The organism is Brevibacillus sp. AG162, assembly GCF_006715575.1.
GTDB lineage: Bacteria > Bacillota > Bacilli > Brevibacillales > Brevibacillaceae > Brevibacillus > Brevibacillus brevis.
In genome coordinates this window covers 804,302-827,534 of the sequence record NZ_VFNO01000003.1, presented here as the reverse complement: position 1 = coordinate 827,534, position 23,233 = coordinate 804,302, and the positions used below count along the sequence as shown (strand labels likewise).

Below are 23,233 nucleotides of genomic sequence, written 5' to 3'. Positions count from 1 at the left end.
AAAAAAGAGGAACCGTCGATGGCGGCTCCTCTTTTTATATGGCTACGGCATGACATACGGTTGTTCGAATAAAATATTCTCCACTGCCTCTACTACTTTTTCCGTCCACTCCCGTTCCTGATCCACGTTTGTGACATAAATAATCGTTTTATCGGTTTCAATGTATCGTCTTAGCCAGCTTCGATACCCCGGCCAGCTACCTCCGTGATGCACGACTTTTCCTGTCACCTGATCTTCACGCAGCCGCCAGCCATATCCATAATGAGATAGACTGTCGTCCGTAAGCTGTATTGGGGAAAACGCTCTCTCTAGCGTTGCTTTTTTTACCAGCTTTTCTGTGTAAAGAGCTCTGTCCCACTTACGCAAGTCATCCAGTGTTGAACTGACCGCACCGTCTCCCTGAATGCCATCCAGATAAATGACAAAATCGTGCTCACTTGATTCATCCGGTAACACGAATGCATCAGATTGAGCAGACTTTACATATCCGTAAGCGTAATGTTTGGTCAACTCAGGAGAATATCTTCGGTTGTACACTTTCGTATGCTGCATATCTAGTGGTTGAAAAATGTTTTGCTGCAAAAAATCAGCAAATGGTGTATCAGCAACGTGTTCTACGATAGAAGCCAATAAGGCATAGCCAGTATTACTGTACTCATACTTTTCATTGGGTAGAAATAAGACGTTGGGTCGATGCTTGATTAGCAGTTCGAGTATGTCCTGATTCGTAGCGATTTTTGATTTATCCCAATATTGGGAAAACAATTCCATGTAATCTGGCAAACCGGATGTGTGTACAAGTAGATTCTCTACAGTAATATCGGCATAAGGAAAATCTGGAAAGAAGCTGTCAACTTTATCTGTATAGTCGAGCTTCCCCTGCTCTTGCAAGATCATGATGCCCATTGCTGTAAACGCCTTGGAAACCGATGCGAGTTCAAATACCGAATGTGGTGACAATCTCTCAGCCGTTTCCAGATTGGCCATTCCTATGGATTTTTGATAAAAGGGTTTCCCTTCTTCCAAAATCAAGATGTTGCCACTCCAATTGTTTTGTTCGGCAATCGTGGTAAAAAGCTCATCAAGCTGGCGGTGTCTCGTATCACTTACGTTGGCTCGCTGGGTCATTTTTCGTTTCCCCCACTCGTTTTTTTATCATGAATAGTAAATTGTCTCGCCGCAAAGGCGATTCGAACAATTTCATTATTACCACTTCTGATAAACCTTGCAGAGAGATCTGTTCCAAATGCTCGGACTACAAACAGATCTTCAGCAAATGGTCTCATTACGTAGGTTTCTCCCAAAAAGGAGAGCATCAGTTGACCATTTTCCAATCGGATCGGCACTGTCCCAAACTCACTTGATTGATAGTCCCCCACGAATTGATTCATTGCTTCCTCAGTTAGGAAATCAATCTTGCTAACCAGATGAGAGGATTCCGGAGGGCGGTTTTCCAGACTATTTAGCGCACCCAGCATAACAGCCAAAACCGGTGACATTTCTAGATTGGACAGTGCCACTCCGGCCAGTCCTGTTTCGGGAAAGAAGCACATTTGCGACGTAACCCCTTTAATGCCACCACTATGTTCAACTAACGTTTTTCCGTAGAAGTCAGAAGTGATAACCAATCCGTACCCGTAAAATTGACCAGGTACCAAGTCAGTCGGAAAGTACGGGGTTATCATTTGTTGCACACTTTCAGATGTCAGGATACGATTTCCCCCTGGTGTAAGCCCACCTTTGCAGAATATGTCCGTATATCGCAACATATCCCGCACCGTTGATTTTAGAAATCCTGCCGCCCGAGAAGCGGGAGTATCCCACCAATTCGGAGATGGAATCACTTCCTTGTGATCGCCTCTGTCTCGCATGATATACAGCTTTGTAATATTCTCATAGCCATTCAGCTCTTCCAGAAAAAAGCTCGTGTGCTCCATTCCGATTGGATCTATGATATGCTCCTTGACATAAGCCTCATACGACTTCCCGCTGACGCGTTCAATGATCGCTCCCAGCAAGGCAAAACAATCATTGGAATAACTGAACTCTGTACCTGGTGGCCCTAAAAGCTCTAAATCTAATGTAGAGATTACATTCATCAGGTCTTCGTACGTATCGATTGGTACCGCATCATCTGTATGGTTTTGCAGAAATGGATGGTCTTCTACCTCATTCTCTTCCAAGCTTCGCATCACACTTGCATAAAATGTTGGCAAAGGAGGAATTCCGCTCGTATTCGTCATAAAATGATGAATCGTGATTTGCCCCACATCAAGATTTTTCAGACGAAATTCCGGCAAGTATTTGACAACTGGGTCATGTACGGATAACTTACCAGCTTCTTGTAATTGCATGACCGCCACACAGGTAAAGGATTTTGTTATGGATCCAATCCCAAATACCGTATCGATCGTAACCCCTAGTTGCTGTTCCACATCACGGAAGCCAAATCCGTTACTGTAAAAGATTTGACCATCTTTTGCTATTCCCATACAAACACCAGGAACCTGACCTTTTGTTATCCATTTTTGAGCATATTGTTCAAAAGAATCCATCCATCCGTTATTTGGCATATGCTTCTCTCCTTTGTTGACATATCGTTAGTTCTCGATCCAGCTGTCATTATATGTCGGCATGACAGATGTCCACTTTACTCCTTTTACACGAGAATTCATGACAGTAAAGGCCTTATCGTAATAGAGAGGGACAACATACGCTTGCTCAATCAGATGCTTTTGTACCTCCATGTACACTTGCTTTCTGGCATCAGTCTGTATGGTTGTACGCCCTTTCAATAGGAGAGCATCCAGCTTGTCATCTTTTACACCAGACAGGTTGTAGGCGCCGCTGGAATGAAAATAGAAGTAAAGAATATCAGGGTCATCATAGGAGCCCGATATAAGCGTTATATCAAAATTTCCTTTAACGACTTCCTGCATGTACCCTGCTATTTCTAGATTCTGAATCATCATGTTGATACCAGCCTCTCCCAGCATGGCTTGGAGCAATTGGGCTTCTTTGTCAAAATCTGCGGTACTGAGCAAATTCAGACTCAGTGTTTTTCCGTCCTTTTCTCTCACACCACTTCCGTTTACTTTCCAACCAGCATCGTCCAGCAATTTCTTTGCTTCGTTCACATTATACTCGTAACCGTACTTCTCTAAGGATTTATCATACCCTAGCGTTGATGGAGATAACGGCGCATGGGCTACTTCGCCTTCTCCCTGCGTAACAGCTTGGATAATGGCTTCTTTATTGACGAGCATGTTAAATGCTTTACGCACCTGCATATCTTGAAACGGTGGTCTCTTCAGATTCATCTCCATCAATAAGCCCAGTCCAGGACGTAAACGCTCTATCACTTGATATTTCGGATTATTTCGATAATATTTGGCGTCTTTCACAGGTATTTCCGTTGCTACATCGATAGCACCACTCTCTAGCGCTGATAACCTGAGTTGGCTGTCAGCAATCGCTTTTATGACAAGTTTGTCGGCTCTTGGAGGACCTTGATTTTCATAATATGGCTCTCCCCACTGAAAAGCTTCATTTCTAACATAGGTGACACCTTCGCCCGTTTTCCAGCTCTCAAACTTCCACGGCCCTACTCCCACTGGACTCCGGCCGTACTCCTCTCCACCCTGTTCAATCGCTTTCAACGATAACGGCTGTGTTATATAATTCCCTAGCGAATCGAGGAAGGCAGAATTGGGGTCATGTAGTTCCAGAACGAGGGTCTGATCGTCTGGCGCTTTCACACTTTTTATTGGAGCCATTACTTCAGCGGCTGTTTTTGCTTTTGTCTGTGGATTGAGAACACGATCGAAGGTTTCCTTAAAGCTTTTTGCAGTCAGAGGTGTCCCATCGTGAAAGGTAATCCCGGAACGAATGGTGAAGGTCCACGTTTTGCCTTCCTCAGAAATTTTATAGTCACTTGCCAGGGAAGGCTTGTATTCATTTGTCGCAGAATCCTTATATAGCAGCGATCCACCGAGCAACCAGGTATAGACCCCAGCAGATCCAGCAGACAAGTGAGCGTCTAACGTATCCGGTTCATAAGGGTAGGCTACTGTAATGGTTCCGCCCGATTTTGGTTTGGCACTCTCCTGTTGCTCGACTGGCACAGGTGTTTGCGTGCTGCAACCAACCACCAAGAACACAAATAGAGTGACAAAGCCCCCCAAAAAGACACTGTACGTTTTTCGCTTGTTTTTCTTCATGTGTCAGCATGCCACCTCCTACCCTTTTCTTTTTGAAAGAACTTCCGATGATGACAAAGAATGTCACCTCCTTCGCAAGCTGTAACAAAGAGTACATTTACTCTTTATCCAGTTGTTGAAGCTTCCACTGTAATCCTTGGTAGAATAATTCATTTGTTTTCATATACGGTTGCAGACCAGGGTACAGGATTGAACAAATTCTTCTAAAGCGTTCGAGATTTTCTGATTGGTTTGAAAGCATCCTTTCAGCAAATCGACGGAAAAATAACTGCGAGACAGGGAGTTCGTCAACATCGGCAAACAGCAGCACATACTCTTGAATATTCGCCTGTACGACAGGACTGTCTGGAGTTGCATGTTGCTCCGCTGCTTTCAACAACTGTTTATGGTTTTTAAGCATTCTGGCAGTCCACATCTCAACACTAATTTTGGGCAGGTGAACTACTTCCAGGAAGGACATAACATCATGCTTCATCTCCCCGACAATCTGTGGATCATTAAACATTTCCTCCAACTCATCTAGTGCAGCCGTTTGTGCTGCCGAAAGCTTGCCTTCCAGCAATGAAGATACGTTAATCCCTAGTAAAAAAATTTCTCGCCATTCAACCGGAAATTGTTCAGGAAAAACGGACGAAAACATTTTTTCTAAAATAAACCTTTCCCGTTCCAATGCATTTGTAGATATTGATTCAATTAGCTCGTGCATATAACTCAGAGAATCATGGCCACCCTTACTCTGCTTTGTTTGTTCCAAAATGGATTTCATGCTGGCAAGCGTACGCATTTGGATGTCCAAAGCTTCGATTTGCCATTCTATCGCCATATCAATAGGTATATCCCCAGCTAACATTCTCTGAATCTCATCAATCCCAAAGTTTAGATAGCGAAGGGTTAAGATCAGCTTTAACCGCCATATTTCCTCTGCCGTATACATACGATGCCCTCCAGGAGTTATCTCAGCAGGTGAAAGCAGACCGATCTCGTCATAATAACGAACAGTGGGTACAGAAGATCCTGTCATTTTCGCCACTTGTCCTATGGAGAACTTCACGTCCTTTGTTGTTGGATCAATCTGTTGATTTTGTGTGGTGTCTATTCTGTTCCTCGCCTTTCCGTGCACGTTACAACACCTCCTAGTCAATTATAAAACCTCAAGTAACTTGAGATTCAAGGGGCAATCTGATGAAAGGAGACATGGGCATCCCTTCGCTCAACTGATTTTCATGCTTTTACCGTAAAAAAAGAAGCGTAATGTGAACATAAAAAAGCCAGGTGGGTGTTGACACCTGACTTCGTAAACGTAAACGGACGGTTGAAGTTATTCATAGAGATCTGCGCTTAAATATTTCAGCCCTGAATCATTAATCGTCAACGCAATATTTGCCCCTTTTTCTTTCCCTTTCAAAAGCTGTAGGGCAGCCGCAACATTTGCTCCTGAAGAAAATCCTGCGAATATTCCTTCTTTTCTTGCTAGTTCTCTAGCAGCTTGTATCGCTTCTTCATCAGTAACATGGATGTAGTCTGTAACGAAGTTCTTATCCAGAAGAGGTAAATCCATGCAATTTCCGCCACCTTGGATCTTGTGATTGAGATTAGTAGCAGCTTTACTAGAGTAGAAGGGAGCGGTATAAGGTTCAAAGGTACCACCAGAACCAGTTTGGCGAAAATATTTCCATCGAGATTTTCCGTAAGCCTTGAAAGATGAACCATGGGAGTATTACCAATCGCTTTATGAACGCCTGATAAAATCATGTTCTCCATAGACATAGCGCCTCTTTTCGTATATTTTGGACTAGATAGTGTCTGCATCGAACTATATATAGTCTGATTGCAGATTATAACGTACATACGTGCAATATAACGTCCAAATTCAATGGAGGGCATTTTATGGAAGAGTTCCACACAAATATTGGAGAGAACATAAAGCGTATTCGGAAAGAAAGAAACTTGAGCTTGGATAAAACTGCTGAAATAACAGGAGTTAGCAAAACGATGTTAGGACAAATTGAAAGAGGCAAGTCTGCTCCAACCATCACAACACTTTGGAAAATAGCGAGTGGGTTGCGCTTGTCCTTTTCTTCACTCGTTAGTCAATACAAGCCGAATGTTACGATCGTGAAAAAGAAGGAAGTAAATCCAATTATTGAAAATAATGGACAGTACCGTGTATATCCACTTGTACCCTATAATCCAGAACAACAGTTTGAAATCTTCTCCGTAACTCTTGAACCAGGATGCGAACATATAGCAGAACCACATTCAACAGGGGTTGAGGAATTCATTCTCGTAAATGAAGGCACGCTAGAGGTTGTTGTCAATGAACAGGTTTATGTAGTGGAACCGGAGGATACTCTTATTTTTAAAGCAGACAGGCCTCACATTTATCGAAACAACGGTGATCGTATCGTAAAGTGTTCCGTAGTCATTCACTACTCAAGTCAATGAAAACAAAGAGAAACCCACTACATGTAGGGTTTCTCTTCCGATAGATCACTAGCATATTTGCTATCCGTTAGCAGTATTCCCCCATTCCTGTTTCCGTTCATGGAGCGAGCTCGCAATCATACGGTCCAGCAGCTGTGTAAAGGTCATACCTGCTGCAGCTGCACTCTTTGGAAACAGGCTGTTGGCGGTCATCCCCGGTAAGGTGTTCACTTCTAGTACGTAAGGTATATCCTGGCACAAAATCATATCGACCCTCGCATAGACCTTGCACTGCAGCAGCCGGTAGCTAGCGAGCGCCGCCTCGCGAACACACTGCAGGGTAACGGGAGGAAGCTCGATCACCTTCTCCTCCGCGCCGCCGTCCTCATATTTCGCTCGGTAGTCGAACCACTCTGAATGCGCGGAGCGAATGCCGATAATCGGTAGTACCTCGCCATCCAGAATCGCGCAGGTAATCTCCGTCCCTTTCAAATAGGACTCAATCAAGATCCCCTGATCCAAATGGCTGGCTTCCTGAACAGCCGACAGCAGCTCACCCTCACTATGCACGAGCTGGACACCAATGCTGGATCCCCCCATATTCGGCTTCACAATCACCGGGTAACCCAATTGCTCCACCGCCTGAGGATTATAAACGTCCTTCCAATAAAGTCCTGTAGGCGTTTGAATACCCGCCTCCTTCAGCAGCATCTTGGACAGTTGCTTATTCATGCATAGGCTGCTTGCCAGGACACCGCTTCCTGTATAGGGAATACCGAGGGTCTCCAACGCTCCCTGCACCGTGCCATCCTCGCCATATTGGCCATGCAGCGCCAACAGCGCGAAATCAATACCTTCCTGCTGAATCTGTGTGAGTAAATCCGCTCGCTGCGTAACGATAATGGGAACTGCCTCATAGCGGCTGCGATCCAAATGATTAATCATCTCTTGACCAGTCTGCAGAGAAACCTCACGTTCAGAAGAAATACCACCCATAATTACGCCTATCTTCATGATGACACCTCATTTTTCATCAAAATGGTTGTACGGTTCGTAATCGTTATGTCTCAAGAAAGCGACGCGCCTGTTTGCCGATTATCTGAATACCCCGCTCGATATTTTCATCCGTTACTCGTGAAAAACCTAGTCGCAAGGAATTCGTCCCTGTTCCTTCTTGAATAAAAAATTTGTCCCCCGGTGTAAAAATGACACCCTCCTCTGTGCAAGCTTCTAGCAGCTGGCGTGTATTTACGCCAGAGGGGAAGGTAAGAAACAAATGCAAGCCCCCATCGCCAGACAGCTGCGCCTCAGGGAGATGCGCTTCACAGCATGCCTTCGTCAGCTCATATTTGCGCTTATATTCCATACGTGCTTTTTTGACATATTTATCGAAATTTCCATTCAGCAAATATTGATAGAGGATCGATTGATCAATGGTTGAAGTATGGATGGTACGTGCACGCTTCATGCTTTCCAGATGGTCGATCAGTGCCTTGTCTCCGAGCACCCAGCCCACTCGCAATCCAGGGAACAATACCTTGGAGAAGCTACCAATATAGATGACTCCGTTCCCTTGCCCTGCTGCCGCGATTAATGGCGCAACATGCGCCCCCGAGTAGCGCAGTTCCTCATTGAAACCATCCTCAATCACCGGAATCTGATAGCGCATCATTACTTTCATAACGGCAGTGCGCTTCGCTGGCGACATGACAATGCCTGTCGGATTGTGATAGGAAGGAGTCAAATAGGCCAGGTCGAAGCTGTTTGTCTGCTTCTGCAATACCGCCTCAAGCTGCTCCACATCAATACCATCTCTCTCCATCGGAATGCCGGTAATCTCGAATCCTTGCAACTTCAAATTCTTGATCGCTGTATGATGGGTCGGATTTTCACAAATGGCTGCTCCACGACGCGCAGAAGGACGCAGTGCCGATAGCACGATGTCAAAACCTTCTGTAAACCCGCTTGTAATCAGCATATCCTTGCCGGTCAAATCAACGCCCTTATTCTCCATATAACGCATCAAGTAATCGATCAGTGGCTTGTAGCCCTTGGCATATCCATAGTTGAGCAGCACCTGTCCTTCGATTGCCATCCGATCCATAAAGGCTCGCCTTACATCCCCCAGATCAAACAACTGCTCATCCGGTGCGATGCTTGTGAACGAGATGGTTCCTTTTTTGGCGCGAATGCCCTGCTTCATCATGTCCAGTTCTGCTGCGGATACCGCATATTCGTTCATTCGTGCCTTCCAGTCGATCTGCCAGGAGACGGCGTTGTCAGCTCCTCCGTTATCTGCAACGAAATGGCCTACCATAGCGGTTACATAGCTGCCTTTACCGGGAATCGCATACGCAAATCCGTCATCCTCCAAGCCTTCGTAGGCTGCAATGACTGTATTGCGGCTCACTTTTAGCAAACTGCTCATCTCTCGTGTGGAGGGCAGCTTTTGATCCGCCTGAAGCGCGCCTTTGATTATTAAGCGTTTGACGTATTCTTTTACTTGTATCGCGACTGGACGGTCACTAACAAGCTTGAAATCCTGGAACATCCTTCATCGCCCCCGTCTATAATGATGGCATGGGAGACGAGAGAAAAAAAGAACCACCGCACTGGATTTTTCATCCTTCGGTGGTTCCTCTGTAGCAGTCAGCATACACCCAGGGTAAAAATGAAAGTAAAAAAGAACCCATTTTTCCTAAGGGTTCCTCTTTTGCAATCATTTTTTAGTAGGCCGCTAGTGAATCCTTTACCAGAGGCTATCCGTTTTATGGTTGTTTTGCGCCATCACAATATATTTGTCCAATTGCTGGCTTACCCCCAAAACTACGTCACTTGTAAGACCATGTTTTCCTGCCAATTCAATCATTTGCTGTCGTAGTTGCTCGATGCTTTTTTCTAAATCTAAGTGGTGTCGACTTGCTTCTTTTCCCGAGCCCCAGATCGTGCACTTGTTTTTAGGGGCACCTACTCTTTCTCTTTTCGGGGATGTTCCTAGGTGCACAGGGACTTCCCTTTCTAATGAACTTACGAGAGCTTTTATGTTAAGCACCTCCTATTTTTACAAATTATTACATTAACAAGTATATATGAATATGCAAGAATTCACCAACTAAGAAAAAATTGAATAGAAAAAAACATCCTATCGAAAGGATGTTTTTTCTACAATGGATGAATCCATTCACTCGTAAGCGTTCGCTATTTCTTATTCCCGATCAACAATTCCACTTCTTCGATTTCCTTCGGGATCTGCGATGAGAGCACCTCGCAGCCGTCTTCTGTTACTAACACATTATCTTCAATCCGAATGCCAATCGCTTCTTCCTCTATGTACAGACCAGGTTCAATCGTGATCACCATACCTGGTTGCATGGTAACACTGTAATCCGAGAAATCGTGCGTATCCAGTCCAAGGTGATGAGACACGGAATGATAGTAGTATTTGGACAGCTCATTACTGTCCTGGATTAGACCGAGACGTAGGAGGCCATCTGTCAAGACTTGTTTCGTGACATCATTGAGTTGTGGAAGTGTGACACCAGGCTTCACTGCTTCGATCGTCTTGATTTCTGCTTCGAGCACGAGTTGATAGATCGCTTTCTGACGTTCTGTAAAGCGACCATTCACGGGAAACGTTCGCGAAATGTCAGCCGCATAGTAATTCGATGCTGCACCGAGGTCGAGAAGGACCAGGTCACCATCTTCCGTACGCTGATTATTCGCTTCATAGTGCAAAATAGTAGCATTGATTCCGCTAGCAATAATGGGTAAATAAGGAAGCTCGCGAACACCATGCGACTTCAACGTGAAATCATAGTGCGCTTCTAGCTCATATTCCATCATTCCAGGACGTGCATGCGACCACATACGCCGGATTGCTTCATCCGTGATCGCAATCGCACGTCTGATTTCTTCAATTTCTGCCGGACTCTTCACCATACGCAGTTCTTTCAGCCATGGGCCCGCATCGTGAATCTGCAGGGTCCGGTATTTTTTTTGCGCGTCTTCAGCAAAATTCTCTGCGGGCGTCAGCTCATCGCTCCACAGATAGCGATACAAGTCAAGATAAAGCGAGCACTTGCCTTCGCAGCGCCTCATAAAGGTTCCAAATGACTCCAGCCACTCATCGAGATAGTCGCAGTGTTCGATACCAGATTGCTCTTTCGCCTCTTGATCCGATAAGACGGCCCCTGTCCATTTCGCTTCCAGTTCATTTGGGCGCTGAAGAAATAACGTTTCGGTCACGATGCCAGCGCGTTTCGTGATCATAAGAATGAGGTTGCTGCGCGCAATGCCGGTTAAATAATAGAAGTTGCGGTTCGGTGAAAACAGAAATTTATCGTCATTGCTGCGTGTCTTTACAACCCCTGAAAATAGGACAAGTGCGCTGTGATCAGGCATTTTTTCCGCGAGTTTTTGACGGCGATTGATGAAAACTTTTGAATCCAAAGTTATTGTCATTTGATTCCACCTCTTCGTTCATGAGTTTCTTCTTGGCTTGATCCAGCATGTGAAAGGCACTCTTGCCTCCTGTAAGTTCAGTATAATCTGACAATTATCCACCGATTTTACTTTGATAAATCGTCATGAATCCTCCTTTTTCTATATTTTAGGATACTTTGATCATTTGGGAAACGATTTTTCGCAATAAACCTTTTATTGAGTCCATAAAACAAAGAGCAGTTGCTTTAGCTAAACTGCTCTTGTTTTAGTAGATTACGACCGTATTATATTAAAAGTTACTCTGCCACTCTTTTCGCCCAGCGCAGGTCCGGTGTCCCGGTTACACTAAAGCGGATGCCTTCGATTTTTTTGCTGTTGAGGTAGTTTTCATTATTGAAATAAACCGGGATGACGGGCATGTCCTGCATCAAAATGGTTTCGGCGTCGTGCAGAAGCTTCATGCGTGCTTCCTCGTTTTGCTCGACCTTTGCTTTTTCGATCAGTTCGTCAAACTTTGGATTGGCCCAGTTGGTGAAGTTACGCGAGCTTTTACCTGTGTACAGCTCCAGCATCGCAAGCGGATCGAGGTAATCGCCGCCCCAACCCATGCGGGCAATCTGGAAGTTTTTCTGCTTGAACGTATCGATGTACGTTTTCCACTCCTGATTTTCCAGCTTCACTTGCACGCCCAGATTTTGCTTGAACATTTCTTGCAGCGCTTCGGCGATCTTCTTGTGGTTTTCTGCGGTGCTGTATTTCAATGTAATCGGCGGAAGCTCTGTCCAGCCTTCTTCCTTCAAGCCTTCCGCCAGAAGTTGTTTCGCCTTAGCTGGATCAAACTGATAGTAAGGCGCCACTTCTTCTCGGAAGTCTTTGCCCGAAGGAGTTTTCACACCGAATGGCGTATAACCGTACGCCGGAAGCTGGCCCCCCTTGGTCACGTTTTTCGTCAGAATGTCCCGGTCGATCGCGTACGAAAAGGCCTGACGAATTTTCGCATTAGTAAACGGCTTTTCCTCTACGTTGAACGTATACGTATAAATGCTGTAGTCCGGGAATGATTTATACTCTTCTTTTTCTTTTTCCTGCTCAATCACATCGATCGGCAGGGAGTCAATCAGGTCGAGCGCTCCCGTTTTGAACATTTGGTAGTAGGTGGTCGCTTCATTTACCATCTTGAAGTGGACGGTGTCCATTGTTACCTGTTCTTTCTCCCAGTAGCTCTGGCTTTTGGCGATTGTCAGCTGACTGTTGTGGTCCCAGCTTTCCACGGTGTACGGGCCATTGGTCACGATGCCTTTCGCTTCGGCCGCCCAGTTTTTATCCGCATCCACGACTTTCTTGTTCACCGGCAGATAGGCGCGACTCATCATGATTTTCGGGAAATAGGTGATGGGGTCTTTCAGTCCGACGATGAGTGTGCGGTCATCCTTCGCCTTGATCTGAACGTCATCCACGCTGCCTTTGCCCGTGTTGTATGCCTCCGCGCCTTGTATGTAGTAGAGCGCAGATGGTTCATAGGCGGCAGTCTGCGGATTCAGCACGCGCTTCCAGGAGTATTCGTAGTCATGCGCCGTCAACGCATCACCGTTCGACCATTTCATATCGGGACGCAGAGTAAACGTGTAGGTTTTGCCGTCCGGAGAGACTTCCACCTTTTCGGCTGCGCCTTCGCTGATGTTCCCATTTTGGCTGTATCGGAACAATCCTTCGTACAGATGGTCAATCACCCAATATGAGGTGGTATCGGAAGCAAACGCCGGGTCTAATGTGTACGGTTCGCCCCGCAGATTAGCGGTAATAACTTGTTTGACAGCTGCTCCCGTCTGTTGATCGGAAGACGCTGCCGGTTTATCGCTGCCGCACGCAGAAAGCGCAGGTATAGCGAGCGCCAGCAATGCGGCAAAAGCGAGCAATCCCTTTTTCATGATGATTTCCTCCTTGTTCTCCTCTATCTACTGTACAAGATGGCAAGCGATCCAGTGTCCGTGCCTCACCTCCTTCCAGTCCGGCGCTGTTTCGGCGCAAATGCCTTGGGCAACTGGACATCTGGTGCGAAACGGGCAACCGCTTGGCGGATGAATGGGACTTGGCGGTTCTCCAGCCAGTACAATCTGCTCCCGCTCTTCGCGCTTGGCTGGATGGGAGACGGGCATGGCCGAGATCAAAGCCTGTGTGTACGGATGTAGCGGCATGGCAAACAACTCATCACTTGGTGCCAGCTCCATCATTTGTCCCAGGTACATCACGCCAATCCGGTCGCTGATGTGCTTCACCATCGACAGGTCATGGGCGATAAACAGATAGGTGATAGACCGCTCTGCCTGAAGATCGGCTAAAAGATTGACGATTTGCGCCTGAATAGACACATCCAGTGCGGAGATGGACTCGTCTGCCACGATAAAGCTGGGCTCCACCGCAAGCACACGGGCGATTCCGATACGTTGTCGCTGTCCGCCACTGAATTCATGCGGAAAGCGTTTTGCGTGGCTTGGGTGCAATCCTACCAGCTCCAGTAGCCGATAGATGCGCTCTTCCCGCTCTTTTCCTTTTGCCAATCCATAGGAATCGATTCCTTCGGCGATGATGTCACCCACTCGTAATCGTGGATTGAGCGAGGCTTGCGGATCTTGGAAGATCAGCTGCATGTGGCGGTTTGCTTCCCTTCGCTCACGTCTGTCCATTCTGGTGATGTCTTTAGCTTGAAACAAAATGCGCCCTGCAGTAGCCGGGTACAGGCCCACGATCGTCCTGCCCAGCGTAGACTTGCCGCAGCCGCTTTCCCCGACGATTCCGAGCGTCTCCCCTCGCCTGATTTCAAAAGAGACGCGGTCAACAGCTCTAACCCGCTGGCCTCCGCCAATCTCAAATGATTTGGCGAGATTCTCCACCCGCACAATGTTGTCAAACATGTATCTCCCTCCTTGCTACCATCCACGCATCCGCTCTTTGGGCACGCGGGTCGTTCAACCAGCAGCTTGCCTCATGCTGATTGAAAAACGAATTCGATTGCGGCATATGCTCCAGACAAATTTCCATGGCAAACCGGCAACGGGCAGCGAACGGACAACCGGCAGGCGGGCGAAACAAATCCGGCGGTGTCCCTTCGATGGGGATCAGCCTCTCTTTTTTGCCTGCATCGAGGCGTGGCACAGACTGCAACAGCCCTTGTGTGTATGGATGGCGCGGGTTGTCGAAGATTTCTCCCACCGGGCCGCTCTCCACCACTACGCCTGCGTACATGACCGCTACATGATCGGCCACCTCTGCGACTACGCCCAGATCGTGGGTGATCAGAATGATCGAGGTGTTCAACTGCTCCTGCAATTCCTTCATCAGACGAAGGATCTGGGCCTGAATGGTCACGTCGAGCGCCGTCGTCGGCTCGTCGGCGATAACCAACTGCGGTTGGCAGGCAAGCGCCATGGCGATTCCGACACGCTGCCGCATGCCTCCGCTTAGTTCATGCGGATATTGTTCAAATCGCCTCGCTGCCTCCGGAATGCCTACCCTCTCCAGCAGTTTCAGCGTCTCTTCCTTTGCTTCTGTCTTCGTCTGCTTTCGATGTTTGATCAGCCCTTCTGCAATCTGCTGGCCGATTTTCATCGTGGGGTTCAGCGAGGTCATCGGGTCCTGGAAGATCATCCCAATCTGCGAGCCACGAACCTGCTGCCATTCCAGCTTGGTCAGCCCCGTCAGTTCACGCCCGCGAAACCGAATGCTGCCGCCTTTTACCTGTCCGGATCGTGGAGGAATCATCCCCATCAATGCCCGCGCAGTCACACTTTTTCCGCAGCCGCTTTCCCCGACAATCGCCAGCGTCTCTCCCTCCTTTACAGAAAAGGAAACCCCTCTTACTGCCTGCACCTCTCCGCCGTACGTGCGAAAGGAGACGCGCAACTGATCTACTTCTAACAATGGCTTCACGATGTACTCCCCCTCATTTCCTGATCCGCGGGTCCAGTGCGTCCTGCAAACCATCCCCGAGCGCGTTGCACGCGAACATGGTAAGCGAAATCATAAATCCCGGAAAAAACAACCGCCACCACTGTCCGCTCAGCATAACCGCCAGCGCGTCGTTGGCCATCGTTCCCCAGCTGGCAGTTGGCGCTTGCACACCCAGCCCAAGAAAGCTGAGAAACGATTCGGCGAAAATCGCGTGTGGTATCGAAAAGGTCAGGTTGACGATGATGACGCCGATCGTATTCGGCAGCAGATGTTTGATGATGATTTTGGCATGGGAGGTACCCAGCTTTTCTGCAGCCAGCACAAACTCCTGACGCTTGATCTGCATGATTTGTCCTCTGACCAGGCGGGCCATGCCGACCCAGCCGGTTAGTGAAAGGGCAATAATGATCGTTGCGAGACCAGGCTCCAGAACCACCATCAGCAGGATTACCACTAGGAGATACGGAATGCTGTACAGAATTTCAGCCAACCGCATCAAAATGTTGTCCACACGGTCGCCCAGCTTGTTCCTCCCTGCCATGTAACCGGATATCCCACCGATGCATACACCGATCACTAGGTCGATGGCAGCCGCCGCCACACCAATAAACAAAGAGATTTGACCACCTACCCAGGTACGTGCCCACATGTCCCGACCCAAGTCATCCGTTCCAAACCAGTGCTCGCCCGACAGTGGCAGATTCCCCTTTGTCAATGACTGTTCATGCGGGCTGTGAGGAACGAGCATCGGACCGATGATCGAGAGGGTCACCACTGCCATGAGCAGGAAGAACCCGAGCATTGCCAGCTTGTTACGGCATACCCGCTGCAATACCTCCTGCCAATAACTAAGACTGGGACGTTCCCGAATTTCTTCGGAAAGCCGGTTTCGGTCGACCGGTCGAAACAGGGAATCCAGTTGTGTTGCCTGATTGGCCATAACGCTACTTCCCTCCACTCGTCAATCTGATGCGCGGGTCAATCACCCTATACAGCAGGTCGATGATGTACAAAGTAAAAATGAGTACAAAGCTGTAAAACACTGTCATTCCCAAAATAACGGGATAATCGCGGTTAAAAATGCTTTCCACGAAGTATTTGCCGAGCCCGGGAATGGCGAAAATCTTTTCCACCACAAAGGTTCCGGTCATCAGGTTGGCAAACAGCGGACCGATAAAGGTAAGAACCGGCAGGATGGCATTGCGCATCCCGTGTCGAACGACAATCGTAAAGGTGCCGAGCCCTTTCGCCTCCGCCGTGCTTATGTATTCCTGCTGCCAAACCTCAAGCATGCTGGCTCGGACGAAACGGGCGATAATGGCGAGCGGACCGATAGCGAGCGCAAGCGTTGGAAGAATCGAGTGTTCCCAGCTCCCCCACGCAGCAACAGGAAAAAGCTCCCATTTGACAGCCAAGTACTTGATCAACAGTGGCGCCAGAATAAAACTGGGGACGGAGATCCCAATGATGGCTGCAAACATGGACAAGAAATCCAAGGTTCGATTGTGATAGAGTGCCGCTACAATTCCCAGTGTGATTCCACCTGCCAGCGCGACAATAAACGACTGGAGTCCCAGGACAGCCGAGGCGGGAAATCCTTCTGCAATGAGCGTGTTCACATCTCTCGTCTTCGACTGGATTGAGGGCCCCAAGTCAAATTGCAGCAATCCTTTCAGATAGAGCAGATACTGTACCGTGATTGGCTGATCCAGGTTGTACTCCGCCCGCATGTTCTTCACCACTTCTTCGGGAAGCATTTTGGCGTCAGATGCGAACGGGTCACCCGGAATCAGGTGCATGGTCACAAACGTTACTGTGACAATGATCCACAGGGTAACGATCATGAGAAAGCCACGCTTGACCGCATAATGAAGCACGTTGTTTCCTCCTTAACATAAAAATAAGTAAACAGATATGAATACTACGAATTAAAAATAGAGAAAACCCCTCTCCGAAAAGAAGAGGGGCGATTTCGCGGTTCCCACCTTCTTATCTCGCAGAATACATCCGCAGGAATTGGCACCGTAAGGTCAATTAGACCAAGGTTGCCGGGTTTCATCGGGCCAGTCCCTCCACCACTCTTGATAAGAATGTTCTATGAAATTTAATTTCATCGTAAAATTCTTTTTTATCTTATCACTTTACTCGGATATGTCAACGCTGTTCCATGACAATTGATTTTTCTTTATTTTTGCTTTATGGAAAAAGTAAATCTTCACACCCCTATGAAAATGAAGATGTCGGCCCAAATCTTAATCGTGGTTCCTAGGATCAACAAGGCAAGAATGGTTTGGAGAATCCGGGTGTTCAACCGTTTGCTGACCTTCGTACCGATGGGCGCTGCCAGGATGCTGGCGATTACCATGACCACGGATGGCCACAGCAATATGTCCCCCGCCATCCATTTCCCAACCGTCGAACCGATGGAGGAAAGAAACGTAATAGCAAGAGAGGAAGCAATCGTTACTCTTGTCGGAATCTTGAGGATGATCAACATGATGGGAACCAAAATAAAAGCGCCAGCTGCCCCGACAATTCCGGAGGCGCCCCCGACAACCAAAGCGGATAATACGGCTGTTGGTTTATGAAAGATAACCTCGGTCTGTTCTCGTTCGTCCACTCGCTTTTTTGGCAGGAACATCAAGATTACAGCTATGGTGGCCAGAATGGCGTAAACGATATGGATGGCTTCAGCCGAAAGAAATTTCCCTCCATACCCTCCAAGCAAACTCCCGACAATAATGGCACTTCCCATGTACAGAACCAGCTGGTAATGAATAAGCTTATCTTTGCGCAGAGACCAAACAGCAGCCAGAGTGGCAAAAAATACTTGGACGGCACTTATTCCGGATACTTCGTGAGCCGTGTAAGCAACGAATCCAAGGGCGGGCGGAATGTACAAAAGCATCGGATACTTGATGATGGAGCCCCCGATTCCGACGAGACCAGAGATAAACGATCCCGCGAAACCGATAACAAACAGTGTGATCACAAGGTCGATAGTCATAGGCTCACCCTTTGCAACACCTCGCTTCGTTTTATTCTCGTTCTACGAGTGCCAAGCCGTCTAGTTGCCATTTCAAGATTCCGCCGCTTAAATTCATGACATCCTTAAATCCGTTTGCCTGAAGAATGCTTGCGCCTATGGCGGATCGGGCACCGGAACGGCACTGTACGAGAAGCGGCTTGTCGTGAGGAATCTCATCCAGCCGCATTGCGAGTGTACCGAGCATGACGTGCTGTGCGTCCGGAATGTGTCCTTCCTTCCACTCAGCTAGATTACGTACATCTACTACATGAACCTCTCCCTTTTCCACCCTTTCTGCAATCTCTAACGGTGTTACCTCTTCGATTGTCTCGAGCGAAGACTCTTCCCTTTCCAGTAGCTTACCGCTATCGATAAAGCCCGTAACACGATCAATCCCTACGGAATGCAAGGCTTGCAAAATCCCGTCCAGCTCATCTGGAGCGGCCAGGATGTGAACCGGGCGATTGTAATCGACGATCCAGCCCGCCCAGTTGGCAAATGATTTGTTAAAAGGAATATGAAGTGTTCCCGGCAAATGCCCCTTGGAAAATTTCTGGAAAGGACGCGTATCCACAATTTGACCGTTTTCCAGCGATTCCTTTACCGCTTCAATCGAGTTGAACTCTTGGATAACAGGGAGTTCCTTGAGCAATGCAGGGCCTTCTTTATTCACGCGTTTCATCACTGCAAAATACTTCGGTGGCTCTGGTTGTCCATCCAGGAGTGCCTTGACGAATTCCTCTTCATTGGAGTGTGACATCGCCCAGTTAAAGAGCTTTTCATAACCGACGGTAGAAGACGGCACGGCTCCCAGTGCTTTCCCGCAAGCACTCCCTGCGCCATGAGCTGGCCATACCTGCATATAATCCGGCAGCTGCTTGAATTTTTGGAGGGACTGGAACATAGCTCTTGCACCTGCCTCGGACGTACCCTTCATACCCGCCGCTTTTTCGAGCAAGTCCGGCCTGCCGATATCGCCGACAAAGACGAAATCTCCCGTGAAGATCCCGATGGGGCGATTTGCATTCCCTCCGAGGTCTGTCAAAAGGAAGGAGATGCTCTCAGGGGTATGGCCAGGGGTATGCATGACTTCAAATAGCAAGTTCCCGATCAAAAAGGAATCCCCATCGTGGACAAGCTGATGGTTCAATCCTTCCAAGGATTGATATTTCCAATCTTCATCGCCCTCATTGGATAAAAACAGCTTGGCCTGATAAGCTGCACCCAGTTCCCTGGCACCAGATACAAAATCAGCGTGAATGTGGGTTTCGGTGGCGGCTACAATCGTAACCCCCTCTGCTTTGGCGACTTGAAAATAAGGAGCCAGATTGCGGGCGGGATCGATCACGATCGCCTCCCCGGTTTTTTGGCAGCCGACCAGATACGATGCATGGGCCAGCATTTCATCATAAAAGTAACGCAACAACATGGTGCATTCCTCCTTTTACACGTCTATTATTTGCTTGATTTTTCCGCGAGTACCTCGAGCAGCGATTGGGTAAAGCGAAGTGACTTTTGGACGGTGGGATCTTTCATGAGCTTGTAAAGCGTGAACACGGAAACGGGTTCGCTTTTACGTTCGGCTCTTTTCTTTGCTTCCTGGAAGACAGCTACTCCGTGCTCCACTTGCGCGGACACTGGAGCGATGTACGCTTTCATCCCGTTGAGCAAATATTGCTGCGATTCCTTATCCTTTCCGAGGCTTTCCAAAAAATCAGCAGCTTGTTCGAGAACGCTGAGATATTGAACAAGCTTTGGCATTTTATCAAGCAAAGTGAACAGGGCGTCTAGTGATTCTTTTTCCACAAAGAAACGAGACAGTTGACTATCTACTCGCTCAAACAAATACCGTAGTGATTCCTGATCGCGCAAGATCGATGTGGCTAGTTCAAGCCCCTCTTCGGCTGCGAGGACGGTATCTTTTATTTTCGGGAGTTTTCGGATCAATATGGTGATGGCTTCCTGAACTTCTGGATCAGATAAATCCTCTACAAACATGTCAGGGCTTCGCTGTTCCTTCCTGTCGTTCAAAATGTTGCTTTCCCCCTCTCTCCCTCTCTTTCAAAGAATGTCTTACATCAATCCTTTTAGCATCCCATTCCAATAAAGAATGGGAAGCAGCTCTCTTTTCATTACGTACATACTGAATCTCTCTTCAGATTGATCAAAAGGAAAGGTTTCACACGGCATCAGGTTGTAGTCAAATTCGGCCAGTACCAGTTTGTTGTACCCCGTTACGAGTGGGCAGGATGTATAACCGTCATACTTGGCAGCCAATGGAGCACCATTGATCAGCGCGAGCAGGTTTTTCTCGACGACTGGCGCCTGTTTGCGTATAGCCGCTCCAGTTTTGGACGTAGGAAGATTCGTGCAATCGCCGATACCGAAAATAGTGGGGTATCTTTTGTGCGCAAGCGTAAATGGATCGACATCGACCCAGCCTCCTGTGTCTGCCAATACACTGTTTGCAATGAAATCGGGCGCTTTCATGGGAGGGGTCACATGAAGCATGTCATACTTCCATACGTCCTGCTCTTTGGTGTCCAGATTCTCGAAGACTGCTTCTTTGGTATCCGCCCGCACTTCCATCAGGTTATGCTTGTATCTGGTTTCGATGTTCTTGCGACGAATCACGTGATTGAGAGTATTGGCATACGCGGGAACGTCAAAAATACTTCCCTTCGCCGATGCAAAAATAATCTCTGACTGGTTGCGAACATGTACCTTGCGAAAGTAATCATCAGCCAGATACATGATTTTCTGAGGGGCTCCGCCGCACTTTACGGGTGAATTCGGGTGCGTAAAAATAGCTGTGCCGCCTTTAAAGCTCCGGATAGCTTCCCATGTACTTTCTACCGTTTGGTATGCGTAGTTGCTGCAAACGCCGTTCTTCCCGACGGCATCCTTCAGGCCCTTTACCCCCTCCCAATCTAGTTGCAGACCGGCAGCAACAACGAGATAGTCATAGGAAACGATGGTTCCCTGCTTTGTACTGAGTGTGTGTTGTTCCGGTTGAAACATGGTAACCGCATCGCAAATCCAGTCGACGCCCGCGGGTATCAGAGAGGGGAGGTCTCGCTCGGATTCCTCTTTTTTCGCGGCACCCCCTCCGACTAATGTCCACAAAGGCTGATAATAATGCTTGGATGCGGGATCGATGATGGCGATTTGTCCCATGAGCCTTTTGGAAGCCCGGACGATACGGGCAGCAACAGAGATACCTGCTGAGCCTGCTCCCACAATGACAACCGAATAATGAACCTGTTTTGCCATAGTTCCTCCTTCGACGACGATATGGTTTTCAATCGTACGATGATGGTTCATGAGGTGCAGTCTCTATATTCAGTTTATTTCTCTGTCATTTTTTCCATATAGGGGAAGTCCCCTACTTTTTGAGCCAGGCTGTTAAAACGCCAGATCGAGATATCTATTTTTAATGGCGTATTGGATCAATTGATGTTTGGAATCCAGTCCTAGTTTCTGCATGATATTCGTTTTGTGGTTCTCCACCGTTTTGACGCTGATCAACAGCTTATCTGCCATTTCCTTATTGGTATAGCCAAGCACAATAAGTCTGACAAGCTCCTTTTCACGTAGCGTTAAAACAGAAGGCATCGTTTTGGCATCCGATTTCAGCCATAGATTGATAATCTCTTGCGATACGGAAGTCTTGTAGAAGCGCTTACCTCTGTAGACCTCCACAATGGCTTGAAACAGCAGCTCGCCATGGCTGTTTTTTAAAATGTACCCATGGGCTCCGACGGTGATAGCCTTCTGGACAAAAATCTCCTCGTCATGCATGGTCAAGATGACAATTTTCACGAAAGGATTGGACTTGCGAATCTCATTGCTCGCTGTAAACCCATCCAGCCCATTCGGCAACGACAAATCCATCAGCACCACATCGGGTTCCAGCTGATTGACCTTAAGGATGGCATCGTTGCCTGTATGACTCTCTCCGACAATTTTAATTTGAGAGTAACTTTCGAGAAGCACACGCAATCCCTTCCGAATCATCGTGTGATCATCAACCAAAAGCACTCGTATCACTTTGCTCTCCCTCCTTGTCCCAGTACCGTTACCTTGATCGATGTACCTTCGTGGAGCACGGATTGAATCTGAAGAGTCCCCTCCATCTGATCCACTCGTTCTTCCATATGTTTGAGTCCCAGACCAACCTGAACCTGATCGCGCACAAATCCGATTCCGTTATCCTGAATCAGCAAAGTCAAGAGGTCGTCTTCCTTGTACAAGATGACTTCAATGAGTGTTGCCTTCGCGTATTTCAGTGCATTATGTAAGGCTTCTTGGATGACACGATACAGATTGATTTCCAAGATTGGCTGAAAATGATCGCTGACATTGCTGTAGGAAAAGGTAATGGAAACATCCTGATGTGCTTTGTTCAAGCTAGAAACAAGATGCCGAACTGTAGGAATCAGCCCCAGTTGATCGAGACTATGCGGACGCAGCTGTAGCGAATACAGCTTGACGTCTTGTATTGCTTTTTCCAGCTCATTCACGATCTCTTGCATGAATTCCCGGAATTGTCCTTCCTGGTTCAGACGCGCTTGAATCGCTTGTATGCCTACCGATACGGAATACAAGGATTGTCCTACGCCGTCGTGCAGCTCCTTGGCCAAGCGCTTGTGTTCGTTTTCCTGCGCTTCTAGTGTTTTTTGCAGAACCTGCTTGGAGATTCTGACCTCCTCTTCTTTTTTCTTGACCGTCATATCTTTCAAGACCAAAAGGACATCCTGCATGTTTTGTTCGCCATTTTCATAGATGACAGCCGTGCTCATCTCCATGTCTACGTACCGCCCTTCATAGGTAGGCATCGCAGAAAGAAAATAGGGAACCTCCCGTTTGGCGAGCAAATAACATCGTTCTTCTCCCGGTTCCAACTCTCTGTTTTGGCAATAGGAGCAGAACGGCACCTTTTCTCCTCGTTTCCAACCGGTCATTTTCTCGGCGGATGGGTTCATCACCATAATTTTTCGTTCCTGATCCATGAGAATAATCCCATCCTGTAAGTGGTCGAAGATTTGCTTTAGATAACCGTTATCCATCGCCTTCCCTTCATCGCCAGAGCATTCAAAAAAAGTGGGACATTGATCCATCATAGGTCCTCCATGCTTGCTCGTATTTCTTCCATGATCCAATCGTAAGA

The 23,233-nt window shown here is 47.6% G+C and carries 21 protein-coding genes and 1 riboswitch; of the genes, 1 reads left to right on the top strand and 20 read right to left on the bottom strand.

Annotation, left to right across the window (positions count from 1 at the left end; translation table 11 throughout):
* Nucleotides 1–42 precede the first annotated feature (42 nt).
* The 5 genes from FB479_RS13725 to FB479_RS30960 all read right to left on the bottom strand — a co-directional run bounded on the left by FB479_RS13725 (nt 43) and on the right by FB479_RS30960 (nt 5,778).
* The gene (locus tag FB479_RS13725) at nt 43–1,128 is read right to left on the bottom strand and encodes a serine hydrolase domain-containing protein (protein WP_142065639.1); all 1,086 of its coding nucleotides are present in this window, start codon (nt 1,126–1,128) and stop codon (nt 43–45) included.
* On the bottom strand, nt 1,125–2,573 hold the full coding sequence (locus tag FB479_RS13720; RefSeq protein ID WP_142065638.1) for a serine hydrolase domain-containing protein: 1,449 nt from the start codon (nt 2,571–2,573) through the stop codon (nt 1,125–1,127). Before FB479_RS13720 ends, FB479_RS13725 begins: the two co-directional genes overlap by 4 nt.
* Before the next feature lie 27 nt (nt 2,574–2,600).
* Nucleotides 2,601–4,220, bottom strand: a complete 1,620-nt coding sequence (locus tag FB479_RS13715) for an ABC transporter substrate-binding protein (RefSeq protein ID WP_142065637.1) — start codon at nt 4,218–4,220, stop codon at nt 2,601–2,603.
* Between the two features lie 97 nt (nt 4,221–4,317).
* Complete coding sequence (locus FB479_RS13710; protein WP_142065636.1) at nt 4,318–5,340, bottom strand: MerR family transcriptional regulator; 1,023 nt, start codon at nt 5,338–5,340, stop codon at nt 4,318–4,320.
* 198 nt (nt 5,341–5,538) lie between these two features.
* Nucleotides 5,539–5,778, bottom strand: a complete 240-nt coding sequence (locus FB479_RS30960; RefSeq protein ID WP_255438386.1) for a pyridoxal-phosphate dependent enzyme — start codon at nt 5,776–5,778, stop codon at nt 5,539–5,541.
* Nucleotides 5,779–6,107: 329 nt separating this feature from the next.
* Between FB479_RS30960 and FB479_RS13700 the strand changes: the two genes are divergently transcribed.
* A complete protein-coding gene (locus tag FB479_RS13700; protein ID WP_142065635.1) occupies nt 6,108–6,665 on the top strand; it encodes a helix-turn-helix domain-containing protein in 558 nt (185 codons plus the stop codon).
* A gap of 60 nt (nt 6,666–6,725) precedes the next feature.
* Here the strand turns inward: FB479_RS13700 and FB479_RS13695 are convergent, their stop codons facing one another.
* From FB479_RS13695 to FB479_RS13625, 15 genes are all read right to left on the bottom strand, one after another.
* Entirely contained in the window at nt 6,726–7,658 is a 933-nt protein-coding gene (locus FB479_RS13695; protein ID WP_142065634.1) for a D-alanine--D-alanine ligase, read from the bottom strand.
* A gap of 46 nt (nt 7,659–7,704) precedes the next feature.
* The gene (locus FB479_RS13690) at nt 7,705–9,195 is read right to left on the bottom strand and encodes an aminotransferase-like domain-containing protein (protein WP_142065633.1); all 1,491 of its coding nucleotides are present in this window, start codon (nt 9,193–9,195) and stop codon (nt 7,705–7,707) included.
* A 198-nt stretch (nt 9,196–9,393) separates the two neighbouring features.
* A complete protein-coding gene (locus FB479_RS13685) occupies nt 9,394–9,648 on the bottom strand; it encodes an aspartyl-phosphate phosphatase Spo0E family protein (RefSeq protein ID WP_106655277.1) in 255 nt (84 codons plus the stop codon).
* A gap of 194 nt (nt 9,649–9,842) precedes the next feature.
* Nucleotides 9,843–11,105 carry an aminopeptidase P family protein gene (locus FB479_RS13680; protein WP_142065632.1) on the bottom strand — a complete coding sequence of 421 codons (1,263 nt, stop codon included), beginning with the start codon at nt 11,103–11,105 and terminating at the stop codon, nt 9,843–9,845.
* 278 nt (nt 11,106–11,383) lie between these two features.
* The gene (locus tag FB479_RS13675; RefSeq protein ID WP_142065631.1) at nt 11,384–13,015 is read right to left on the bottom strand and encodes a peptide ABC transporter substrate-binding protein; all 1,632 of its coding nucleotides are present in this window, start codon (nt 13,013–13,015) and stop codon (nt 11,384–11,386) included.
* Nucleotides 13,016–13,042: 27 nt separating this feature from the next.
* Nucleotides 13,043–13,999, bottom strand: a complete 957-nt coding sequence (locus FB479_RS13670; RefSeq protein WP_142065630.1) for an ABC transporter ATP-binding protein — start codon at nt 13,997–13,999, stop codon at nt 13,043–13,045.
* Nucleotides 13,992–15,014 (bottom strand): ABC transporter ATP-binding protein, encoded by a 1,023-nt coding sequence (locus FB479_RS13665; protein WP_142065629.1) that lies wholly within the window; start codon nt 15,012–15,014, stop codon nt 13,992–13,994. The genes FB479_RS13670 and FB479_RS13665 overlap by 8 nt, the downstream gene beginning before the upstream one ends.
* Before the next feature lie 13 nt (nt 15,015–15,027).
* Nucleotides 15,028–15,975, bottom strand: a complete 948-nt coding sequence (locus FB479_RS13660; protein ID WP_142065628.1) for an ABC transporter permease — start codon at nt 15,973–15,975, stop codon at nt 15,028–15,030.
* Nucleotides 15,976–15,979: 4 nt separating this feature from the next.
* The gene (locus tag FB479_RS13655) at nt 15,980–16,912 is read right to left on the bottom strand and encodes an ABC transporter permease (RefSeq protein WP_142065627.1); all 933 of its coding nucleotides are present in this window, start codon (nt 16,910–16,912) and stop codon (nt 15,980–15,982) included.
* A gap of 109 nt (nt 16,913–17,021) precedes the next feature.
* A riboswitch (SAM riboswitch) is annotated at nt 17,022–17,126 on the bottom strand.
* Nucleotides 17,127–17,250: 124 nt separating this feature from the next.
* Nucleotides 17,251–18,042, bottom strand: coding sequence for a sulfite exporter TauE/SafE family protein (locus FB479_RS13650; protein ID WP_106655270.1), 792 nt, complete (start codon nt 18,040–18,042; stop codon nt 17,251–17,253).
* 31 nt (nt 18,043–18,073) lie between these two features.
* On the bottom strand, nt 18,074–19,492 hold the full coding sequence (locus tag FB479_RS13645; RefSeq protein WP_142065626.1) for an MBL fold metallo-hydrolase: 1,419 nt from the start codon (nt 19,490–19,492) through the stop codon (nt 18,074–18,076).
* Nucleotides 19,493–19,518: 26 nt separating this feature from the next.
* The gene (locus FB479_RS13640) at nt 19,519–20,094 is read right to left on the bottom strand and encodes a DUF1641 domain-containing protein (protein ID WP_142065625.1); all 576 of its coding nucleotides are present in this window, start codon (nt 20,092–20,094) and stop codon (nt 19,519–19,521) included.
* 42 nt (nt 20,095–20,136) lie between these two features.
* Nucleotides 20,137–21,336, bottom strand: a complete 1,200-nt coding sequence (locus FB479_RS13635; protein WP_142065703.1) for an FAD/NAD(P)-binding oxidoreductase — start codon at nt 21,334–21,336, stop codon at nt 20,137–20,139.
* Nucleotides 21,337–21,468: 132 nt separating this feature from the next.
* Nucleotides 21,469–22,113, bottom strand: coding sequence for a response regulator (locus FB479_RS13630; protein ID WP_106655267.1), 645 nt, complete (start codon nt 22,111–22,113; stop codon nt 21,469–21,471).
* Entirely contained in the window at nt 22,110–23,186 is a 1,077-nt protein-coding gene (locus tag FB479_RS13625) for a PAS domain-containing sensor histidine kinase (protein ID WP_232030467.1), read from the bottom strand. The genes FB479_RS13630 and FB479_RS13625 overlap by 4 nt, the downstream gene beginning before the upstream one ends.
* Nucleotides 23,187–23,233: the final 47 nt, after the last annotated feature.